This window comes from Nocardia jiangsuensis, assembly GCF_042650385.1.
In the GTDB taxonomy this organism is placed as follows: domain Bacteria; phylum Actinomycetota; class Actinomycetes; order Mycobacteriales; family Mycobacteriaceae; genus Nocardia; species Nocardia jiangsuensis.
In genome coordinates this window covers 100,327-119,236 of the sequence record NZ_JBHSAX010000019.1, presented here as the reverse complement: position 1 = coordinate 119,236, position 18,910 = coordinate 100,327, and the positions used below count along the sequence as shown (strand labels likewise).

General features: G+C 73.6%; 14 protein-coding genes, 1 pseudogene and 1 riboswitch. Of the genes and pseudogenes, 10 read left to right on the top strand and 5 right to left on the bottom strand.

What is annotated here, in order from left to right; translation table 11 throughout:
* On the top strand, positions 1 to 357 hold a 357-nt coding region (locus tag ACFO0B_RS23410), incomplete at its 5' end, for a cupin domain-containing protein (protein WP_378614712.1).
* A gap of 333 nt (positions 358 to 690) precedes the next feature.
* A complete protein-coding gene (locus ACFO0B_RS23405; RefSeq protein WP_378614711.1) occupies positions 691 to 1,620 on the top strand; it encodes a hypothetical protein in 930 nt (309 codons plus the stop codon).
* Positions 1,621 to 1,711: 91 nt separating this feature from the next.
* On the opposite strand, the pseudogene ACFO0B_RS23400 reads toward ACFO0B_RS23405, so the two are convergent.
* Together ACFO0B_RS23400 and ACFO0B_RS23395 are read right to left on the bottom strand one after the other, a co-directional pair.
* A pseudogene (locus ACFO0B_RS23400) lies at positions 1,712 to 1,915 on the bottom strand (helix-turn-helix domain-containing protein); the annotation flags it as partial.
* Between the two features lie 191 nt (positions 1,916 to 2,106).
* A complete protein-coding gene (locus tag ACFO0B_RS23395; RefSeq protein ID WP_378614710.1) occupies positions 2,107 to 3,738 on the bottom strand; it encodes an ABC-F family ATP-binding cassette domain-containing protein in 1,632 nt (543 codons plus the stop codon).
* Between the two features lie 122 nt (positions 3,739 to 3,860).
* Here ACFO0B_RS23395 and ACFO0B_RS23390 point away from each other — a divergent pair, with 122 nt between their 5' ends.
* A complete protein-coding gene (locus tag ACFO0B_RS23390) occupies positions 3,861 to 4,625 on the top strand; it encodes an SDR family oxidoreductase (RefSeq protein ID WP_378614709.1) in 765 nt (254 codons plus the stop codon).
* Here the strand turns inward: ACFO0B_RS23390 and ACFO0B_RS23385 are convergent.
* Complete coding sequence (locus ACFO0B_RS23385; protein WP_378614708.1) at positions 4,622 to 9,058, bottom strand: MMPL family transporter; 4,437 nt, start codon at positions 9,056 to 9,058, stop codon at positions 4,622 to 4,624. The genes ACFO0B_RS23390 and ACFO0B_RS23385 overlap by 4 nt on opposite strands.
* Before the next feature lie 211 nt (positions 9,059 to 9,269).
* On the opposite strand from ACFO0B_RS23385, the gene ACFO0B_RS23380 reads away from it, so the two are divergent.
* The 7 genes from ACFO0B_RS23380 (at position 9,270) to ACFO0B_RS23350 (ending at position 14,848) form a co-directional block, all read left to right on the top strand.
* Entirely contained in the window at positions 9,270 to 10,397 is a 1,128-nt protein-coding gene (locus ACFO0B_RS23380; protein WP_378614707.1) for a lycopene cyclase family protein, read from the top strand.
* Positions 10,397 to 11,353 (top strand): non-homologous end joining protein Ku, encoded by a 957-nt coding sequence (ku, locus tag ACFO0B_RS23375; protein ID WP_378614706.1) that lies wholly within the window; start codon positions 10,397 to 10,399, stop codon positions 11,351 to 11,353. The genes ACFO0B_RS23380 and ku overlap by 1 nt, the downstream gene beginning before the upstream one ends.
* 80 nt (positions 11,354 to 11,433) lie before the next feature.
* Positions 11,434 to 11,967 (top strand): DM13 domain-containing protein, encoded by a 534-nt coding sequence (locus ACFO0B_RS23370; RefSeq protein WP_378614705.1) that lies wholly within the window; start codon positions 11,434 to 11,436, stop codon positions 11,965 to 11,967.
* A gap of 127 nt (positions 11,968 to 12,094) precedes the next feature.
* Positions 12,095 to 12,244 carry a hypothetical protein gene (locus tag ACFO0B_RS23365; RefSeq protein WP_378614704.1) on the top strand — a complete coding sequence of 50 codons (150 nt, stop codon included), beginning with the start codon at positions 12,095 to 12,097 and terminating at the stop codon, positions 12,242 to 12,244.
* Positions 12,245 to 12,294: 50 nt separating this feature from the next.
* A complete protein-coding gene (locus ACFO0B_RS23360; protein ID WP_378614703.1) occupies positions 12,295 to 12,837 on the top strand; it encodes an HNH endonuclease in 543 nt (180 codons plus the stop codon).
* Positions 12,838 to 12,858: 21 nt separating this feature from the next.
* Positions 12,859 to 13,116 (top strand): WhiB family transcriptional regulator, encoded by a 258-nt coding sequence (locus ACFO0B_RS23355; RefSeq protein ID WP_378614702.1) that lies wholly within the window; start codon positions 12,859 to 12,861, stop codon positions 13,114 to 13,116.
* Between the two features lie 70 nt (positions 13,117 to 13,186).
* Positions 13,187 to 14,848: a VWA domain-containing protein gene (locus ACFO0B_RS23350; protein WP_378614701.1), complete on the top strand. Its 1,662-nt coding sequence runs from the start codon at positions 13,187 to 13,189 to the stop codon at positions 14,846 to 14,848.
* Between the two features lie 30 nt (positions 14,849 to 14,878).
* On the opposite strand, the gene gcvP is transcribed toward ACFO0B_RS23350, so the two are convergent.
* On the bottom strand, positions 14,879 to 17,677 hold the full coding sequence (gene gcvP / locus ACFO0B_RS23345; protein ID WP_378614700.1) for an aminomethyl-transferring glycine dehydrogenase: 2,799 nt from the start codon (positions 17,675 to 17,677) through the stop codon (positions 14,879 to 14,881).
* Positions 17,678 to 17,801: 124 nt separating this feature from the next.
* Positions 17,802 to 17,900: riboswitch (glycine riboswitch) on the bottom strand.
* Between the two features lie 185 nt (positions 17,901 to 18,085).
* Positions 18,086 to 18,910, bottom strand: an 825-nt coding sequence (locus ACFO0B_RS23340; RefSeq protein ID WP_378614699.1) for a hypothetical protein, incomplete at its 5' end; no start/stop codon positions are given.

Genomic DNA, 18,910 nt, shown 5'->3' with positions numbered 1-18,910 from the left:
CGCGGCGCCGACGGCGCCGCGCCGCATTACCACACCCGCTCCGACGAGCTCTTCTACATCGCCGACGGCGAACTCCAGCTGCTGGCGGGCGACCGCATCGTCACCGTCGGGGCGGGCGGCTCGGTGCTGGTGCCGCGGCACATGCCGCACGCCTTCGGCGCCGCACCCGACAGCGGAGCCCGGATCCTGATCGCGCTGGTCCCCGGCGTGCGCCGCTTCGAGTACTTCCGGCTACTGGAGCGCATCTCCCGCGGCGAGTCCGACTTCGCGGAGCTGGCCGCGAGCCAGGAGGAGTACGACAACCACTTCGTCGATGCCCCCGCCTGGTGGCGCGAGCGCACCGCCAATCGCCGTTGACAACCGAGTGATCCGCGCGTCGAAGCCGCGCCAAACAACAATAAAACCCACCGCTGAGCGCTATGCTTCGGACGTGTTCATCGCCCGCCCGCAAACCCGGGGCAGCAGATGATCAGTGGCTCGGCGGGCACGGTGGCAGCGACGGCGCGAGTACCTCGACGAGCCGGTCTTCGCCGGATATACCCAACCGTGAGCAGCAGCACCGAGCAGGACGGAGCCCTCGTGATCGCGAAACCCCGTCCGGCCCGCACTCGCCCGCGCCGCGTCCCCCACCCCTCCGGGCGCCTCTCAGCGAATTCTTCGCAATCGGTATGTCAGGGGGGCTGAGCGCCGGTGGCAGCACACGGGTCGAGCTCGATTCTGGTCGTCGCCGACGCCGACGACCGGCACGCGGCTGCGGTGGCGGCGACCGTGCGAGAACAGCACGGCCTCAACGCCATCCGGCTCGATCCGCGTGAGTTCCCGTCGCGCACCGGGAGTTTCCGGGTGGATCGGGGCGGCACCGCGCGCTCGCTCTCCCGGATCGTCGGGCTGGACGACGTGCGCTCGGTCTGGTGGCGCCGCACCACCGGGCACACCGTCCCGCACGCGGGCGGCGCGGAGGCGCAATCGGAGAGCGACGGCTTCCTGCAGGGGCTGCTCTGGTCCATCCCGGCCTACTGGGTCAACGACCCGGGCGCCGATCGCACGGCGTCGCGGCGGATCGTGCAGCTGGAGACCGCGGGGCGGGCCGGCTTCGCCATCCCGGAGACGCTGATCACGAACGACCCGGACGAGGCGCGCAGCTTCGTCGGCTCGCGCCCCGGCGCGGTGGTGCGCAAGCGCGGGAACGCGGGCGGCCGGGCCCGCACCCGGCTCTGCACCGACGCCGACCTCGGCGATATCGAGGCCATCCGGGACACCCCGACCGCCTTCCAGGACTACATCGCCGCCGAGTGCGACCTGCGCGTGGTCTGGGTGGACGGGGTGGAGTGGGCGGTCCGGATGGTGCCCGGCCACAGCGGGGGCAGCGCACCACCGGCGTACCTGCGGCCCGAGCGGCTGCCCGCCTCGGTGGGCAAGTCGCTCACCACGCTCATGGGCGCGCTCGGGCTGAGCTTCGGGGTGCTCGACCTGCGGATCGGCCTCGACGGCGAGTACTACTTCCTCGAGGTCGACCCGCAGGGCCGGTTCGCGCACCTCGCCACCAGGGCGGATCTGCCCATCTTCCGCAGCCTGGCGAACCTGCTCGTGCTCGGGGACGGCGCCGTGGCCGACCTGTGAACCGGGTGCTCGACCGAACCACCGTGCGCCGCAATCGTTCCCGGGCACAGCCGAGCCACCCGGAGCTGCCGGGCACCGCCGGGGTTCGGGGCTAGGACGCCGCCTTGCGCCGGTTCGCACCGCCGCGGCTGCGCAGTTGCACATCCGATTCCACGAGCACATTGTGGATGAAGCCGTACGAGCGGCCGGTCGACTGGGCCAGCGACCGGATGCTGGCGCCGGCTTCGTACTGCTTCTTGAGCTGGGACTGCAGCCGATCGCGTGACTTCCCGGTGACCCGGGTTCCCTTCGCGAGCGGCGGCTCACCGGCGACCTTCGCGCCGGCCGATCTGGTAGAGGCTGTCCTGGGCGCGGCAGTCGTGCCGGTTCCGGGCCGATCCTTGCGTGTGGGCCTGTCGCTCATTGGCTTCCTCCGAGTCGCCGAGCAGCGCTCATTCCAGGCTAGACAAGGCACCGGCCACGATCAACGAAAGTTTGTGATGAAAGTCACGCGAGCTGAATCAATTCCAGATATTCGGCCGACCAGTGGTCCTCGGTGCCGTCCGGGAGCAGGATCACCCGCTCCGGATCGAGCGCCTCGGCCGCGCCGGGGTCGTGCGTCACCAGCACCACGGCGCCCGCGTACGTGCGCAGCGCGTCGAGCACCTGCTCGCGGGAGATCGGGTCCAGGTTGTTCGTCGGCTCGTCCAGCAGCAGCACGTTCGCCGCCGATGACACCAGCCCGGCCAGCGCCAGCCTGGTCTTCTCGCCACCGGAGAGCGTGCCTGCGGGCTGCTCCAGCTGCGGCCCGGTGAACATGAAGGCGCCGAGCAGGCTGCGCAGCTCCTGCTCCCCCGCATCCGGTGCGGCGTGCCTGATGTTCTCCCACACCGAGGCGCGGTCGTCGAGGGTGTCGTGCTCCTGGGCGAAGTAGCCGACCTTGAGGCCGTGCCCCGGATCCAGCTGCCCGGCACTGGGCTGCTCGACCCCGGCCAGCAGCCGCAGCAGTGTGGTCTTGCCCGCGCCGTTCAGCCCGAGCACCACCACCCGGCTGCCGCGGTCGATGGCCAGGTCGACGCCGGTGAAGATCTCCAGCGAGCCGTACATCTTGGTCAGGTTCGATGCCATGAGCGGTGTCTTGCCGCAGGCGGCAGGCTCGGGGAACTTGATCCTGGCCACCTTGTCGGCCACCCGCACGTCGTCCAGCTCGGCGAGCAGCCGGTCGGCGCGCTTGGCCATCTGCTGCGCCGCAGTGGCTTTGGTGGCCTTGGCGCCGAGCTTCGCGGCCTGCACGCGCAGCGCGGAGGCCTTCTTCTCGGCGTTGGCGCGCTCGCGGCGGCGGCGCTGCTCGTCGGTGGCGCGCGCGTCCAGGTACTTCTGCCAGCCCATGTTGTAGATGTCGGCCTCGCCGCGCACCGCGTCCAGGAACCACACCTTGTTCACCACGTCGGCGAGCAGGTCGACATCGTGGCTGATCACGATGAGCCCGCCGTCGTGGTTCTGCAGGAAGCCGCGCAGCCAGGTGATCGAGTCGGCGTCCAGGTGGTTGGTCGGCTCGTCCAGCAGCAGCACCGTGTCGGAGCGGCCGCCGCTGCCGTCGGAGGCGGCGAAGAGGATCCTGGCCAGCTCGATGCGGCGGCGCTGACCGCCGGAGAGGGTGCGCAGCGACTGCCCGAGCACCCGGTCGGGCAAGCCGAGGCTGCTGCAGATCCGGGCCGCCTCACTCTCCGCCACGTACCCGCCGAGCGCGGAGAACCGCTCCTCCAGCCGGCCGTACTTGCGCACCGCGCGATCGCGCTCGGCGTCGTCGGCGACCTCGGCCATCAGCGCCTGCTGCTTCTCCATCTGCCGGATCAGCGCGTCCAGGCCGCGCGCCGAGAGCACCCGGTCCCTGGCCAGCACGTCCAGATCGCCCTCGCGCGGATCCTGCGGCAGGTAGCCGACATCACCCGAGCGGATCACGGTTCCCGCGTACGGCTCGCCCTCGCCGGCCAGGATCCGCAGCGTGGTCGTCTTCCCCGCGCCGTTCCGGCCGACCAGTCCGATCCGGTCGCCGTTCTGCACCCGCAGCGCCGAGCCGGGCGCGGTGAGCAGGGTGCGGACTCCGGCCCGGACCTCCAGGTCGGTCGCGGTGATCACAGGAAAATCTCCTCGCTTGTTCAGGACGGGCGGCGGGGCCGATCGGTCGCCGTTCTCGCAGTGTGCGCGGCCCACATGCCCCGGAACCACCGATTTTACCGGTCGCCGTAAGGTGCCTTGCCATGACTACCGATCTGTCGGGCCGCAGTGCGCTGGTCACCGGAGCCAGCCGGGGTATCGGCCACGCCGCCGCCGCCGAACTGCTGCGCCGCGGGGCGAACGTGCTGATCACCGCGCGCAAGCCGGAACCGCTCGCGGAAGCCGCCGCTCAGCTGCGGGCGCTCGGGCATTCCGGGGCTGTCGCCACGCACGCCGGGAACTCCGGGGACGCGGTGGCGCGGGCCGAAGCCGTGCGGCGCACGGTCGAGGAGTTCGGCTCGCTGGACATCCTGATCAACAACACCGGGATCAACCCGGTCTACGGGCCGCTGGTCGACGCCGATCTGGACGGGGTGCGCAAGATCTTCGACGTCAACGTGGTCGCCGCGGTCGGGTACGTGCAGGAGGCGTACCGGGCGTGGATGGGTGAGCACGGCGGGGCCGTCGTCAACGTGGCCAGTGTGGCCGGGTTGCGGTCGACCGGGGTCATCGCCGCGTACGGGGCATCCAAGGCGGCGCTCATCCATCTCACGGGGGAGCTCGCCTGGCAGTTGGGGCCGGGGATCCGGGTCAATGCCGTCGCGCCGGGGGTGGTGAAGACGCGGTTCGCCGATGCGCTGTACAGCGCGGACGAGTCGGCGGTTGCCGAGGGGTATCCGCTGAAGCGGCTCGGGGCGCCGGAGGATGTGGCCGGGCTCATCGGGTTTCTGGTGTCCGACGCGGCGGGGTGGATCACCGGCGAGACGGTGCGGGTCGACGGTGGGCTGCTCGCCACCGGCGGGCTTTAGGGGGTTTCCTCCGGGGAGTTGTTCGCCGGGGTGGTTTCGCGGGGGGTCCGCTTCGCGCGGGGTTCCGGCGTGGCGGTCTTGCGGGCGGTCGCACGCCCGGCCGGGGGGTTCTGTGCGCCCTCGGTCGCGGGGGTCGCTGTCTTACGTGCGGTGGTCCGCTCGGCCGGCGCGGTGGGTGCGCCGTCGACGGCTGGAGCCGCCGCTTTGCGCACGGTGGTCCGCTCGGCCGGCGGAGTCGGTGCGCCGTCGACCGCGGGATTCGCGGCTTTACGCACGGTGGTCCGCTTGGCGGGCGGGTTCGGCACGCCGTCGACCGCGGAGCTCGCCGTCTTGCGCGCCGCAGTCCGCTTGGCCGGCGGGTTCGAAGCGCCGTCGACCGCGGAGCTCGCCGTCTTGCGCGCCGCAGTCCGCTTGGCCGGCGGGTTCGAAGCGCCTTCGACCGCAGGGGGCGCCGTCCTGCGCGCCGCCGTGCGCTTGGCCGGGGCCTTGCGGGCAGCGGCCTTCTTCGCGGGAGGCGTTGTCTCCGTCGGGATTTCGGCTGTGGACGATGTCGCGGCGGGAGCTGCTTCCCGAGCGGCGGCGATCGTTGCGTCGGTGATCGCCGCGGCGTCGGGGGACGTGCTCGCGGCCGGGGCGGATGTCGCGGCGGTGGACGCGTCCGGGGCGGGGGTGAGCGGCTGCGCAGGCGCCGCCGCCTCGACACCCGGCGGCGCTTCGCCCGTCGGCGTCGCGGAGTCCGGATCGGCCGGCGCGGCAGTGGCCGGCGGCGCGGCCTTCCTGGTCGCCCGCCTGCCCGGCGCCTTCCCGGCCGCCGGGCCGTTCGCTGCGGTCTTGCGCGCGGTTCGCTTCGCTGGAGCGGGCGCCTGCTCGGCGACGGCAGGCTCGGTGGCCGCCGCCGTCGGCGCGGTCGTGGGCTCGGCGGGCACGGCGACCGCCGAGTCCGCGACCGTCGAGTCCGCGACCTCCGAGTCCGCGACCGTCGGGGCGGCGGCTGTCGCGGCGGCGGCCGTCGGGGCGGCGGCTGTCGCGGCGGCGGCCGTCGGATCCCCAGTCGACGGGTTCCGAGGTGCAGGGTCCGGGGCGGGCCGGACTGTGGGGGCCGGATTCGCAGCGGGCGGGTCCGCGGGGGCAGGGAGCGTGGGCGGCGCGGCGGTGGCCGGTGCCCTGCGCGCGGCGGCTCGCTTTCGGGCCGGCGCCTTCTCGGTGCGGACCGCTTCCTCGACCGGCGCCCCGGCTTCCGATGCCGCTGCCTTGCGCGCGGCAGTCTTGCGCGGGGCGGCCTTCTTCGTGGGCGCGGCTTCGTCGCCGACGACAGCCGGGACCGCCTTCTTGGCCGGCGTTCTACGCGCGGTCGCGCGCTTGGCGGGCGCAGCGGCTTCGGCCTGCTCCACCGGAGTCTCGGCGGTTGCCGGAGCAGCCGTTCTGCGCGGAGCGCGCTTCGTGGGCGCCTTCTTCGCGGGAGTGTCCGAAACCTTCTCGGCGGCAACGGGTTCTGCCGCTACAGCCTTGCGCGGTGCGCGCTTCCGAGCCGGCGCCTTTTCGGCAGGCACGGTCTCCGCGACCGCAGCGGTTCCGGCGACAGCGGCGTCGGCAGCCGGGGCCACATCACCGCCCGCTACGGCTGTCCGCGCGCCGATCTCGGCGGACTCGGCAGCCGTTCGGCCCCCGACGGCTGCTTCGACGCCGGGCTCGATCGCGGAGTCTTCGCCGGGATCGACGCCTGGATCCGCCACCGGCGCAGCCGTGGCTGTATCGACTTCGGTCATGGATAGGAGCGCGTCGTCGACGGCGGAATCCGCTCCCGGGCGAGCCGGCTCATCCGACGCCGACTCGACCCCGGCGACCAGCGGCGAGATCTCGTCGTCGGCTCCAGCGGCCGGGCCGGACAGCTCGAGCGGCGCCGGACCGACGTCGGCGACCAGCGGCGAGACCTTGTCGTCGGCTTCGGTGACCGAACCGGACACCTCCCGCGGCGCCGGATCGACGTCGGCGACGACGGCGGGCGATGCCGCCTCTGCCACGGGGCGAGCGGCGGTGCCGGCTTCGCGCCGCACACCGGGCTCGGCAACGGCCGCGGACGAACCAGCGCTACCCGCGGCAGCCGACGGCACCGTCCGCGCGGACGGCGAACCGTTCCGCTCGACAGCGGAATCCTCCCCCTTCCCGGACCGGAACGCCGACGCCTTCCCCGAAACTCCGGCAGCAACCGGCTCCGCCGTGGCAAGACTCGGCTTCTCATCGATCAACCACCGCGCGGGCGCGGCACCGACCGGAACCACCGCCGGCGCTCCCTCGTCCAACCCGAACCGCGCATGCACGTTCCGCAGGAACCCGGGCGCGTACCACACGCGATCCCCGAGCAACTTCATCCCGGCGGGCAGCAGGAATCCCCGCACCAGGGTGGCGTCGACCAGCACGGCGAGCGGCAACCCGATACCGAACGCCTTGATGAAGGTGATGTCGGAGGCCAGGAACCCGAGCAGCACCAGCGAGATGAGCACCGCGGCGGCGGTGACGATGCGCCCGATCCGCTCCAGCCCGAGCGCCACCGCGGCCTCGCTGTCGCCGGTGCGCCGGTACTCCTCACCGATCCGGCTGAGCAGGAACACCTGGTAGTCCATGGCGAGGCCGAAGGCGATGCCGAAGAGCATGACCGGGACGGTGGGCGGCATGTCACCGGTGACGGTGAAGTTCAGCAGGCCGGAGAGGTGCCCGTCCTGGAAGATCCAGACCAGGGCGCCGAAGGTGGCGGTGAGGCTGAGCGCGCTCAGGATCAGCGCGAGCACCGGGAGCACGACGCTGCCGGTGAGCAGGAAGAGCGCGACGAGCATGAGCAGCACGACGAAACCCAGCGCCCACGGCAGCGCGGCGGTGATCGAGGCGAGCGCGTCGTCGTTGGTCGCGGCGATGCCGCCGATCAGCACGGGCGAGGGGGCGGGCAGGCCGCGCACCTCGTCGACCAGGCGGTCGAGCGCGGCGGGATCGGCGGTGGCGGGGACGATGTTCAGGTAGGCGGCGTTGTCGGCGCCGAAGCCGGAGTGCAGCGCGCCGGGGGCCGCGAACCGCATGCCGCCCGCGTAGCTGCCGGTGACGGTGTCCACCCGGCGCACGTCGGGCAGCTCGGAGAGCGCGGTGGCGTAGCCGCCGACCCCGTCGGCCGAGTCCGGCAGCACCGCGAAGAGCCCGTTCTGCTCGGTGATGCCGAATTCGTCGGCGAGGGTCTCGGCGATCTGGCGCGACGCCATGTCCGTCGGCAGCGCCCGCTCGTCCGGGAAGCCCAGGTTGATGTGCAGGAACGGGGAGCCGAGGAGCAGCAGCAGGGCGGTGACGGCCAGCCCGATGGGCAGCGGGCGGCGCATGACCAGGGTGGCCAGCCGGTGCCAGAAGCCGTCGGCGGCGGCGCCGGTGGCCCTGCGGCGCGGGCGCAGCCGCCCGCTGTCGATCCGGTGCCCGAGCAGCAGCAGCAGCGCGGGCAGCACGGTCAGCGAGACCAGCGCGGCCAGCGCCGCGACCAGCAGCCCGGCGTACCCCATCGAGCGCACCGCGACCAGCGGGAAGAACAGCAGCCCGGCGAGCGCGATGGCGACGGTGACGGCGGAGAAGGCGACGGTCCGCCCGGCGGAGCGCATGGTCGCGGCGAGCGCGGCCTTCGGCTCGGCGCCGCCGTCGAGTTCGTCGCGGAACCGGCTGATCAGCAGCAGGCTGTAGTCGATGGCGAGGCCGAGGCCGAGCAGGGTGGCGACATTGCTCGCGGTGGCGGCGACATCGGTGAGGCTCGCGACGGCGGTGAGCGCGCCGACCGTCAGCAGCACGGTGACGGCGGCGACCACCAGCGGCAGCGCGGCGGCGACCAGCCCGCCGAAGACGAAGAGCAGCGCGATCAGCGTGATCGGGAAGGCGATGGATTCGCCGAGCACGACGTCCTTCTCGGTCTGCTGCACGGTCTCGCGCAGCAGCATGGCGTAGCCGCCGACCCGGACCTCGAGCGGGCCCTGCGCGCCGCCGAAGCGCTCGGCGAGATCGCCGATCCGCGCGTCCACCTCGGATTCGGTGCCGAGCACGCTGGCGACGATCAGCCCCTTGCTGCCGTCGGCGCTGCGCAGCGCTGCCGGTTTGCCGTCGGTCCAGTACGAGCTGACCCCGGCGATTCCGGGTTCGGCGGCCAGGTCGCGGGCGAGCGTGGTGGCGGCGGTGCTCGCGGCGGCGTCGTCCACCGTGGAGCCGGTCTCGACGAGCAGCACCAGGTTGGGCGCGGCCTCGCCGAAGGTGTCGCGCAGAACCGTTGCGGCACGGGCTGATTCGCTGCCCGGGTCGCTGTAGCCGCCGCCCTGCACCTTGTCGAACAGGCCGGAACCGAACGCGCCGAGCCCCAGTGCGAGCGCCGCGAACACGATGAGAATCACCCTGCTGCGGGCCCTGGTCAGTTCGAACACCGAGCGTCCCCTCGTCCTGCGATCGTCGCCTTCGCGCCGCCGACCTGCGCGATCACCGCGAAACGCGGTGGCACCGGCCCGGCACGCGGCGATAGTAACAATGCCCGACGCAACGTTGCTGAGCGCGAAGGTGATTCCGGTCGCACCCGGTGCGGTCGCGCCGGATCGCCGCCGCCGGGCGATACGCTGCCCGCGACACCGGAGGAGCAGAATGGCGGATTCCGCACACGGGCCGTTCGACGTGGTGGTCTGCGGTCAGGGCCCGGCCGGGCGCGCGCTGGCGCACCGCTGCCTGGCACACGGCCGGACCGTCGCGGTGGTGGATCCGGCGCCGGAGCGGCGCTGGCGGGCCACCTACGCGGTGTGGGCGGACGAGCTCCCGGACTGGCTGGATCGGGCTGTCGTGGCGGCGACGGTGCCGGAGCCGGTGGCGTGGGGGCGGATCGAGCATCGGCTGGACCGCGCCTACGCGGTGCTCGACACCGGGCGGCTGCAGCGGGCGCTGGCGCCCGCGGGCGCGGCGGTCTTCGCCGACCGGGCCACGCGCCTGACGCCGCACGGCGTCACCCTGGCCTCCGGCGCGGAACTGCGCGGCGAGCGGGTGATCGACGCGCGCGGCCTGCGCCGCGATCCGGCCCGCGCCGAGCAGACCGCGCACGGCGTGCTCGTCCCCGCCGACCGGGTGCGCGGCACCGAGACGCTCTTCATGGACTGGCGCGGCGACAACGGCGCCGACCCGGCCGCGCCGCCGTCCTTCCTCTACGCGGTGCCGCTCGGCCCGGACACCGTCCTGCTGGAGGAGACCTGCCTGGCCGGACGCCCCGCGCTGGACGACGCCGAGCTGCGCCGCCGCCTGCACCACCGCCTCGCCGCCCGCGACATCCCGCTGACCGGCGCCGAGGAGATCGAGCGGGTGCGCTTCCCCGTGCAGGGCGGGCAGCCGGGTCCGGAGCGCTTCGGCGCGGCGGGCGGGCTGCTGCACCCGGCCACCGGCTACAGCGTCGCCGCCGCGCTCGCCGCCGCCGACACCGTCGCCACCGGCGGCACGCTGTGGACGCCGCGGGCCCGTGCGGTCGCGGCGCTGCGCGCGGCCGGGCTGCGCGCGCTGCTCGCACTGCCGCCCGAGCGGGTCCCCGACTTCTTCGACGCCTTCTTCACGCTGCCGCCGCAGCGGCAGCGGGCCTACCTCTCCGGCCCGGACGACCTCGCCGGGGTGCTCGCCGCCATGGCCGGGCTCTTCCCGCAACTCCCCCGCCGCACCCGCCTCGCCGTCGCCCGCGCCACGCTCGACCTGCGCGTCCGCTCGCAGAGACCGGGCGGTTCGGCCATGATGGAGTGATGCGGGCTATCTGGAAGGGCTCGATCGCGTTCGGGCTGGTGAACGTCCCGGTGAAGGTCTACACCGCCACCGAGGACCACGACATCCGGTTCCATCAGGTGCACGCCAAGGACGGCGGGCGGATCAAGTACGACCGGGTGTGCAGCGTCTGCGGGGAATCCGTGCAGTACGCCGATATCGACAAGGCCTACGAGTCGCCGGAGGGCGCCAAGGTCGTGCTCACCGACGAGGACTTCGCCAAGCTCCCCGCCGCGGAGAAGCACGAGATCCCGGTGCTGCAGTTCGTTCCCTCCGAGCAGATCGACCCGATCCTGTTCGAGAAGAGCTACTACCTCGAGCCGGACTCCACGACGCCGAAGGCGTACGTGCTGCTCGCCGCGACCCTGGAGCGCATCGACCGCACCGCGCTGGTGCACTTCACGCTGCGGCAGAAGACCAGGCTGGCCGCGCTCCGGGTGCACGACGGGGTGCTGCTGCTGCAGACCCTGCTCTGGCCGGACGAGGTGCGCGCGGTCGACTTCGAATCGCTGCAGGACGCCTCGAAGCCGCGGCCGCAGGAGATCTCCATGGCGGAGACGCTGGTGGAGTCGATGTCCGACGACTTCGAGCCGGAGCAGTTCACCGACGAGTTCCAGATCGAGCTGCGCAAGGTGCTCGACGAGGCCATCGCCAACGGCTCGGACACCCTGGTGAGCCGCCCGGAGCCGGAGAAGGAGCAGGTCGACGCCGAGGTGGTGGACCTGGTCGCCGCGCTGCAGCGCAGCCTGGAGGCGAGTGGGCGCCGGGCGGCGGGCGGTTCGGCCGCGACGAAGGCGCCCGCGAAGAAGTCCGCGAGCAAGGCCGCGGCCAAGGAGCCGGCCAAGAAGACCGCAGCGAAGAAGACCGCGGGCACCGCGAAGAAGAGCACCGCGCGCAAGGCGCCCGCGAAGAAGGCGCAGGAGCGCAAGGGCGCCTGACATTCCGGCGCCGGGGCAGCGACGCTAGGGTCGGTGGCATCCGACCGGCGCGCACCGGGTGCGCTCGACCAGGAGGCTCCGTGTCCCGCATCCGCGCCTTCGCCCGCAAGCCGCTCACCTGGATCGCCATCGGCGTTCTCGTGGTCGGCGCGGGCGCCGGGCTCGCCCTGTTCCAGCCGTGGCGGCTGGTCACGAACACCACCGTGGACGAGGCGGCGCCGACCCTGCCGAGCACCGGCTCCGGCGTCCCCGACGTGCAACCCCGGCTGCTCGCGCGCGGCGACTTCGTCTCGCACGAGCACGGCACCACCGGCGCCGCGGTGATCATCGCGCTGCCGGACGGCAGCCGGGTGCTCCGGCTGGAGAACCTGGACACCTCCGACGGCCCGGACCTGCGCGTCTGGCTCACCGACGCCCCTGTCCTGCCGGGCAGGGACGGCTGGTTCGTCTTCGACGACGGCGTGCACACCGACCTCGGCGCGCTGAAGGGCAACCGCGGTAACCAGAACTACCCGATCCCGCCAGGCACCGATCTCCCCGCGCTGACCAGCATCGCCATCTGGTGCGACCGCTTCGACGTCTCCTTCGGCGCCGCCGAGCTGCGCCCGGTCTGACCCCGGAGCCGCTGCGGCGACAGCGCTTCCGGCGAGAATAATGAGCGGACAGCCGCCGATCCGGTGTGCCACCATGTCCGCATACCGCCGATCGGGCGGGACGAGCGAGCAGAAGGAGGTGACGGCCGTGATCGACAGCAATTCCGGAGACGGGATGCGCGGTGTATATCGAGACGGCCGTCGCCTGTCCGAGGCAGCGCCGGGCACCGAATCACGGACACCGCCCGGCCTCGAGCGGCAGCAGTACGGCATTCCGGGTCGCTACCCGGCCGTCTGACCACGCCCCCTCTCCCCTTTCGTTCGCCCGACCCCGAAGGCCGGTGTCCCATGACGCTCTCCGTCGTCCCTTCGCACCCCCCGCCCACCGTCGAGAACTGGATCCACGCCAGCGTGCTCGTGCTGAACGCCAGCTACCAGGCGCTGCACGAGGTCACCGCCGACCGCGCCGTCACCCTGGTGCTGGCCGGGGTGGCGGAGGCCATGTTCGCCCGCGAGCCCTACTTCCCGATCCGCTCGCAGCGCCACGAGATCGCGCTGCCGGAGACCATCCGGCTGCTGCGGTACGTGCACGTGGCGCAGCGGCCCGCCGTGCACGACGAGAGCCCGGCGACCGCGGCCGGTGTGCTGCGCCGGGACGACCGGCGCTGCGGCTACTGCGGTGCGCGGGCGCACACCGTCGACCACATCCGGCCGCGCAGCAGGGGCGGCCCGAACACCTGGGCCAACCTCGTCGCCTGCTGCGCGCCCTGCAACACCGCCAAGGCGGACCGGACGCCGGAGGAGGCGGGGCTGACGCTGCTCTGGCAGCCGAAGGCCCCCGACCCGCTGGCCAGGCGGCAGCGCGACATCTGGCGCCGGCTCGCCGAGTGACCACCGAGAAAGGAGAAGGACGTGACCATCAACACCGCGACCACCCTGGCCACACTGCTCCCGCTCTCGGACGCGCGGGGCTGGCACCGGGCCGCCTGCCGAGGCGATCCGAACCACGAGGCGTGGTTCCCGTACCCCTCGGACGACTTCGGCTACGCCCGCGCGATCTGCGCGGGCTGCCCGATCCGCGCCGGGTGCGCGGAGTTCGCCGCGGACACCGGCCAGTCCGGGGTCTGGGGCGGGCGCGAGTACGACCGCGGCCGGCTCGTGCGGGAGTGAAACAGTGCGCGCCGCCGCCGGAACACCGGTGGCGGCGCGCACCCCTGCCCGCCACATAGACTGCCGCTCCGTGGGAACTCATCGCAGCAGCGAATCCGGTTCGCGGGGCGTCAGCGCGGGCGTCATCGCCGCGATCGTGGCGGTGGTGGTGCTGATCGCGGCGGTCGTCGGCTACCTCCAGCTGCGCGAGAGCGGGGACAGCCGCGACACCGCCGCCGCCGCCGAGTGCGTCGAGGGCACCGCCACGCTGGACGTGACGGTCGACCCGGTGCTGGCCGACCCGATCCGCGCCGTCGCCGACCGCTACAACGCCACCGCGCCGCGGGTGCGCGACCACTGCGCCGAGGTGCACGTGACCGCGCGCGCCTCCGCCGACGTGGCCGCCGCCTTCGCCGCGGGCACCTGGACCTCGCCGCTCGGGGCGCAGCCCGCGCTCTGGATCCCGGACTCCACCCGCTCGGTCGATGCGGTCCGGGTGCCGGGGCTGATCGAGGGCAACCCGACCTCGGTGGCGACCAGCGCCATCGTGCTCGCGGTCGCCGAGCCGCTGCGCGCTGCGCTGGACCAGGCCAAGGCGGCCTGGTCGGATCTGCCCCGGCTGCAGCAGGGGTCGCTGAGCGAGATCGGGCTGAGCGGCTGGGGCGGGCTGCGCATGGCGCTGCCCGCCGGCGACACCGCGACCGCCGCGGCGGTCGCCGTCGGCTCCTCGCTCTCCGGCGTCGACCCGCTCACCGTCGAGGCCGCGAAGACCGGCCAGGTGGTCTCGGCCATCTCGGTGCTCGCCGCCGAAGCGCCGCAATCCGCCGACCCGCTGACCGCGCTCGTCCAGGCCGCCTCGGAGAACCCGGACGCGCCGGTGCACGCCGTCGCCGCGACCGAACAGCAGGTGAGAGCCCAGGCGGGCGCCGCGATCTACCGGCCGATCGGGGCCGCGCCGCTGGCCGACTACCCGGCCGCGCTGATGACCGGCCCCTGGGTGGACGAGACCGAGAACCTGATCGCCGGGCTCTTCACCGACTACCTGCGCTCCCCCGCGCAGTCCGCGCTGCTGGCCGAGGCCGGGTTCACCGCGCCCATGGCCGCGCCCGCACCGGACAAGGCCACGCTCGACGCCGTGCGGCAGACCCTGGAGAACCCGGTGCTCGGCGTGAGCACAACGGTGCTGCTCGACGTCTCGTCCTCCATGGGCACCAAGGAGGGGACCATGACCCGGCTGGCGAACGCGCTGGCCGCGCTGCGCTCGTCGCTCACCACGCTGCCGCCGGACTTCGGGCTCGGCGTCTGGACCTTCGGCAAGAACCTGGACGGCAGCAAGCCGTACCAGGTGCAGACCCCGACCGCCGCGCTCACCGACACCCAGCGCAGCAGCCTGGACACCGCGCTGGGCGCGGTCAAGCCGTCCGAGACCAAGACCGATCAGGCCTACCCGACCCTGCTCGCCGCCTACCAGGAGGTGGCGGGCGCACCCGCCGCGGGCCGCACCAACTCGATCCTGCTCATCACCGACGGCCCGGACGACGACTCCGCGATCACCGGCGCGCAGCTGCTCTCCCGGATCGCCGAGGCGGGCGGGGCGGCGCCGGTGCGGATCGACGTCGTGGTCATCGGCACCGGCGACGGCGACACGCTGCGCACCCTGGCGGCGAACACCGGCGGCAGCTACGCCACCGTCCCCTCCACCAACGACCTGAAGTTCGGCACCGCCGTCGTGCAGGCGCTCACCAACCCCTGATCCGCATCCGGGCGCGTGCGGCGAGGCCGGTCACTCCGCGTACGCCTCGACCGGTGGGCAGGAGCAGACCAGGTTACGGTCGCCGAAGGCGCCGTCGATGCGGCGGACCGGCGGCCACACCTTGGCGCGGGTGTGCGCGACCCCGCGCGGGTACACCGCGACCTCGCGGGAGTACGGGTGCGTCCACTCCGCCACCAGCGAAGCGGCGGTGTGCGGGGCGCCGCGCAGCGGGTTGTCGTCGGCGGGCCAGACCCCGGCCCCGACCTGGTCGATCTCGCCGCGGATGGCGATCATGGCGGCGCAGAACTCGTCCAGCTCGGCCAGGTTCTCGCTCTCGGTCGGCTCGACCATGAGCGTCCCGGCCACCGGGAAGCTCATGGTCGGGGCGTGGAAGCCGTAGTCGGCCAGGCGTTTCGCCACGTCGTCGACGGTGACGCCGGTGCGCTTGGTGATCGCGCGCAGATCCAGGATGCACTCGTGCGCGACCATGCCGTGCTCGCCGGTGTAGAGCACCGGGAAGTGCTCGTCCAGCCGCCGGGCGATGTAGTTGGCGGAGGCGATCGCGGTGAGCGTGGCGCGGCGCAGCCCGTCGGCGCCCATCATCCGGATGTAGGCCCAGGTGATCGGCAGGATCGAGGCCGAGCCGTAGTGCGCGGCGGAGACGGCGCGCGAGCCGGTCTCCAGCGGGTCTCCGGGCAGGTACGCGGCGAGGTGCGAGCGCACCGCCACCGGGCCGACGCCGGGCCCGCCGCCGCCGTGCGGGATGCAGAAGGTCTTGTGCAGGTTCAGGTGGCTGACGTCGCCGCCGAAGCGGCCCGGCCGGGCCAGCCCGACCAGCGCGTTCAGGTTGGCGCCGTCCACGTAGACCTGGCCGCCCGCGTCGTGCACCAGCGCGCACAGCTCGGCGACCTCGTGCTCGAAGACGCCGTGCGTGGAGGGGTAGGTGATCATGATGCAGGCCAGCCGCTCGGCGTGGTCGCCGATCTTGGCGCGCAGGTCGTCCAGGTCGACGTCGCCGTTCTCCCGGCAGCGCACCACCTCCACGCGCAGCCCGGCCATGGCCGCCGACGCGGCGTTGGTGCCGTGCGCGCTGGACGGGATGAGGCAGGTGTCCCGGTGCGTGTCGCCGCGGTCCAGGTGGTAGCGGCGAATGGCGAGCAGCCCGGCGTACTCGCCCTGGCTGCCCGCGTTGGGCTGCAGGCTCACCGCGTCGTAGCCGGTGATGGCGCAGAGCCAGCCCTCCAGGTCGGCGATCAGCCGCAGCGTCCCGGCCGCGTCGGCGGCGGGGGCGTAGGGGTGCAGCCGGGCGAAGCCGGGCCAGGTGATCGGCTCCATCTCGGCGGTGGCGTTGAGCTTCATGGTGCAGGAGCCGAGCGGGATCATGCTGCGGTCGAGCGCGATGTCCTTGTCCGAGAGCCCGCGCAGGTAGCGCAGCATGGCGGTCTCGGTGCGGTAGCGGGTGAAGGCCGGGTGGGTCAGATACGCGGAGGTCCGGGTTTCGATGTCGACCGGCTCGCCCCCGGATTCGGCCGTGGCGCCGAAGGATTCGAGCACCGCGGCGATGTGCGCGGCGGTGGTGGCCTCGTCGCAGGCGACGGCGACGTGGTCGGCGTCGACCCGGCGCAGGTTGATCCCGCGCGAGCGCGCCTTGTCCAGCACCGCGTCGGCGCCGCCGGGGACGTGCGCGAGCACGGTGTCGAAGAAGCTGCCGTGCACGACGGCCGCGCCGAGCCCGGCGGCGAGCGCGGCGGCGTGGCCGTGCACCCGGCGGGCGATGGCGCGCAGCCCGTCGGCGCCGTGGTAGCTCGCGTACATGGCGGCGACGATGGCGAGCAGCACCTGCGCGGTGCAGATGTTGGAGGTGGCGCGCTCGCGGCGGATGTGCTGCTCGCGGGTCTGCAGCGCCAGCCGGTAGGCGGGGGCGCCGTCGGCATCCATCGAGACGCCGACCAGCCTGCCGGGCAGCTGCCTGGCGTGCGCGGTGCGCACCGCGAGGTAGCCGGCGTGTGGCCCGCCGAAGCCCATCGGCACCCCGAAGCGCTGCGTGGTGCCGAAGCAGACGTCGGCGCCCTGTTCGCCGGGCGGGGTCACCAGGGTCGCGGCCAGCAGGTCGACCCCGGCCGCGACCAGCGCGCCGCGCTCGTGCGCGGCGGTGATCAGCGCGGTCCGGTCGACGATCCGGCCGGAGGCGCCGGGGGTCTGCACGAGCACGCCGAAGAAGTCGCCGTCCGGGAGCTCGCCGCCGGCGAGATCGGTGGTCACGATCTCGAGCCCGAGCGGCTCGGCCCTGGTCGCGAGGATCGTGCGGGTCTGCGGGAAGACGTCGGCGTCGACCAGCAACCGGTTGCTCTTCGACCTGCTCGCGCGGTGCAGCAGCGTCATGGCCTCGGCGGCGGCGGTGGCCTCGTCCAGCATGGAGGCTCCGGCGACCTCCATGCCGGTCAGGTCGCAGACCATGGTCTGGAAGTTGAGCAGCGCCTCCAGCCTGCCCTGGCTGATCTCCGGCTGGTAGGGGGTGTAGGCGGTGTACCAGGCCGGGTTCTCCAGCAGGTTGCGGACCAGTACCGGCGGGGTCAGGGTGTCGGAGTAGCCGAGTCCGATCATCGAGGTGGCGACGGTGTTGGCGGCGGCCAGCTCGGCGAGCTCGGCCAGCACCTCGTGTTCGCTCGCGGCGGGCGGCAGCGCGTCGAGGCCGCCGCCGTCCAGGATGTCGGCGGGCAGCGCGGCGGTGGCGAGGGCGTCCAGCGACGCGACGCCGGTGACTTCGAGCAGCCGGGCGACCTCGGCCGCGTCGGGGCCGATGTGGCGGTCGGCGAAGGAACGGGTCACGGCAACTCCAGGGGTCGGGCGGTGGGCCCTCCCCCTCTGTCGTGGTGCCTGAGAGATTCGGTGGCCGGTCCGGCCCCTTTCCCCATGGGCGGGCGGCCCGCGGCCACCGCTTTCCAGAGGCGCCGGTGACCGCACGGTCCCTGGTGCCTGAGAGATTGACGGGGAGGTGCTGCTCCTTCGGCGCCCGGACCTCGTCGGTCCGGAACTCTCCCGCACGGCGACGACGCCCCGCCAGTCTAAGCCGCCGGGCGGTTCCCGGCGTCCCCGCCGGGCCGGGGTGTAGCGCTCGTCACGCTCGGGCGTTCTTCCGCGGCGGCGGCGCCCGCCGGACCCACCCGGCCGACGGGCGCCTCGCGGTCAGCGCGGGCCGCGGCTGGAGACGTCGCGTCGCGACCGAGCGCCCGGCCCCTACACCGGCAGACCGGCGCGGACCCTGCCCGCGGCGAGGACGACGGCCGCGGCCTGCACTGCGACCAGGCGATCGATCGGCACCTGGCACCCCGGCGCGGCGGTGTCGATCGCCGCGCACCACTCCGCGAACACCGCGGCGAACCGGGTCCGCTCGGCCGCGATCCGCGGCGAGCGCCCGGCCTCGGCGGCGAGCAGCCTGCTGAGCATGCCGCCGACCCGCAGCCGCAGCATGCCGGTCCAGACGTACTTCTCCACGAAGATCTCGCCGAGCGTGGCGGGCCGATCCCGCCCGAGCGCCTCCTTGGCGGCGGCCAGCCCGGGGATATTGCCGAGCACCGCGCGCACCGCCCGCTCGAACGGGCTGCGCCCGCTCAGCTCGCCCTCCACCCGGCGCAGCACCGCGGCGACGACGGCACCGGTCTCCCGGTAGTCGGCGGCGGTGGCGGCGAGTACCGCGGCCAGCGAGCGGTCGCCGGGGGTGCGGTCGGTGACCCGCGGGTCGATCCACAGCGGCAACTCGCTGACCAGCAGCGCGGAGCCGAACCGGGCGGAATAGTCGCGGCTGCCCCCGCCGCCGAGCGCGGCCACCGGCTCCACGCCGGCGGCGGCGAGCACATCGGCCATCTGCCCGAAGGGCGGCAGCTCGAAGACGCCGGGCGCCCACACCCGCGCCCCCGGCGAGTCCGGCTCGCCCCGGTGCAGCGGCAGCCCGGCGGCGTCGAGCAGCGCGGTGAGCGCCGACCAGTAGCCCGGGTCGCCGCCGGTGGTGTAGAAGAAACCGCCGCCGAACTCGGCATTGTGCAGTGAGGCGATGAGCGCGGG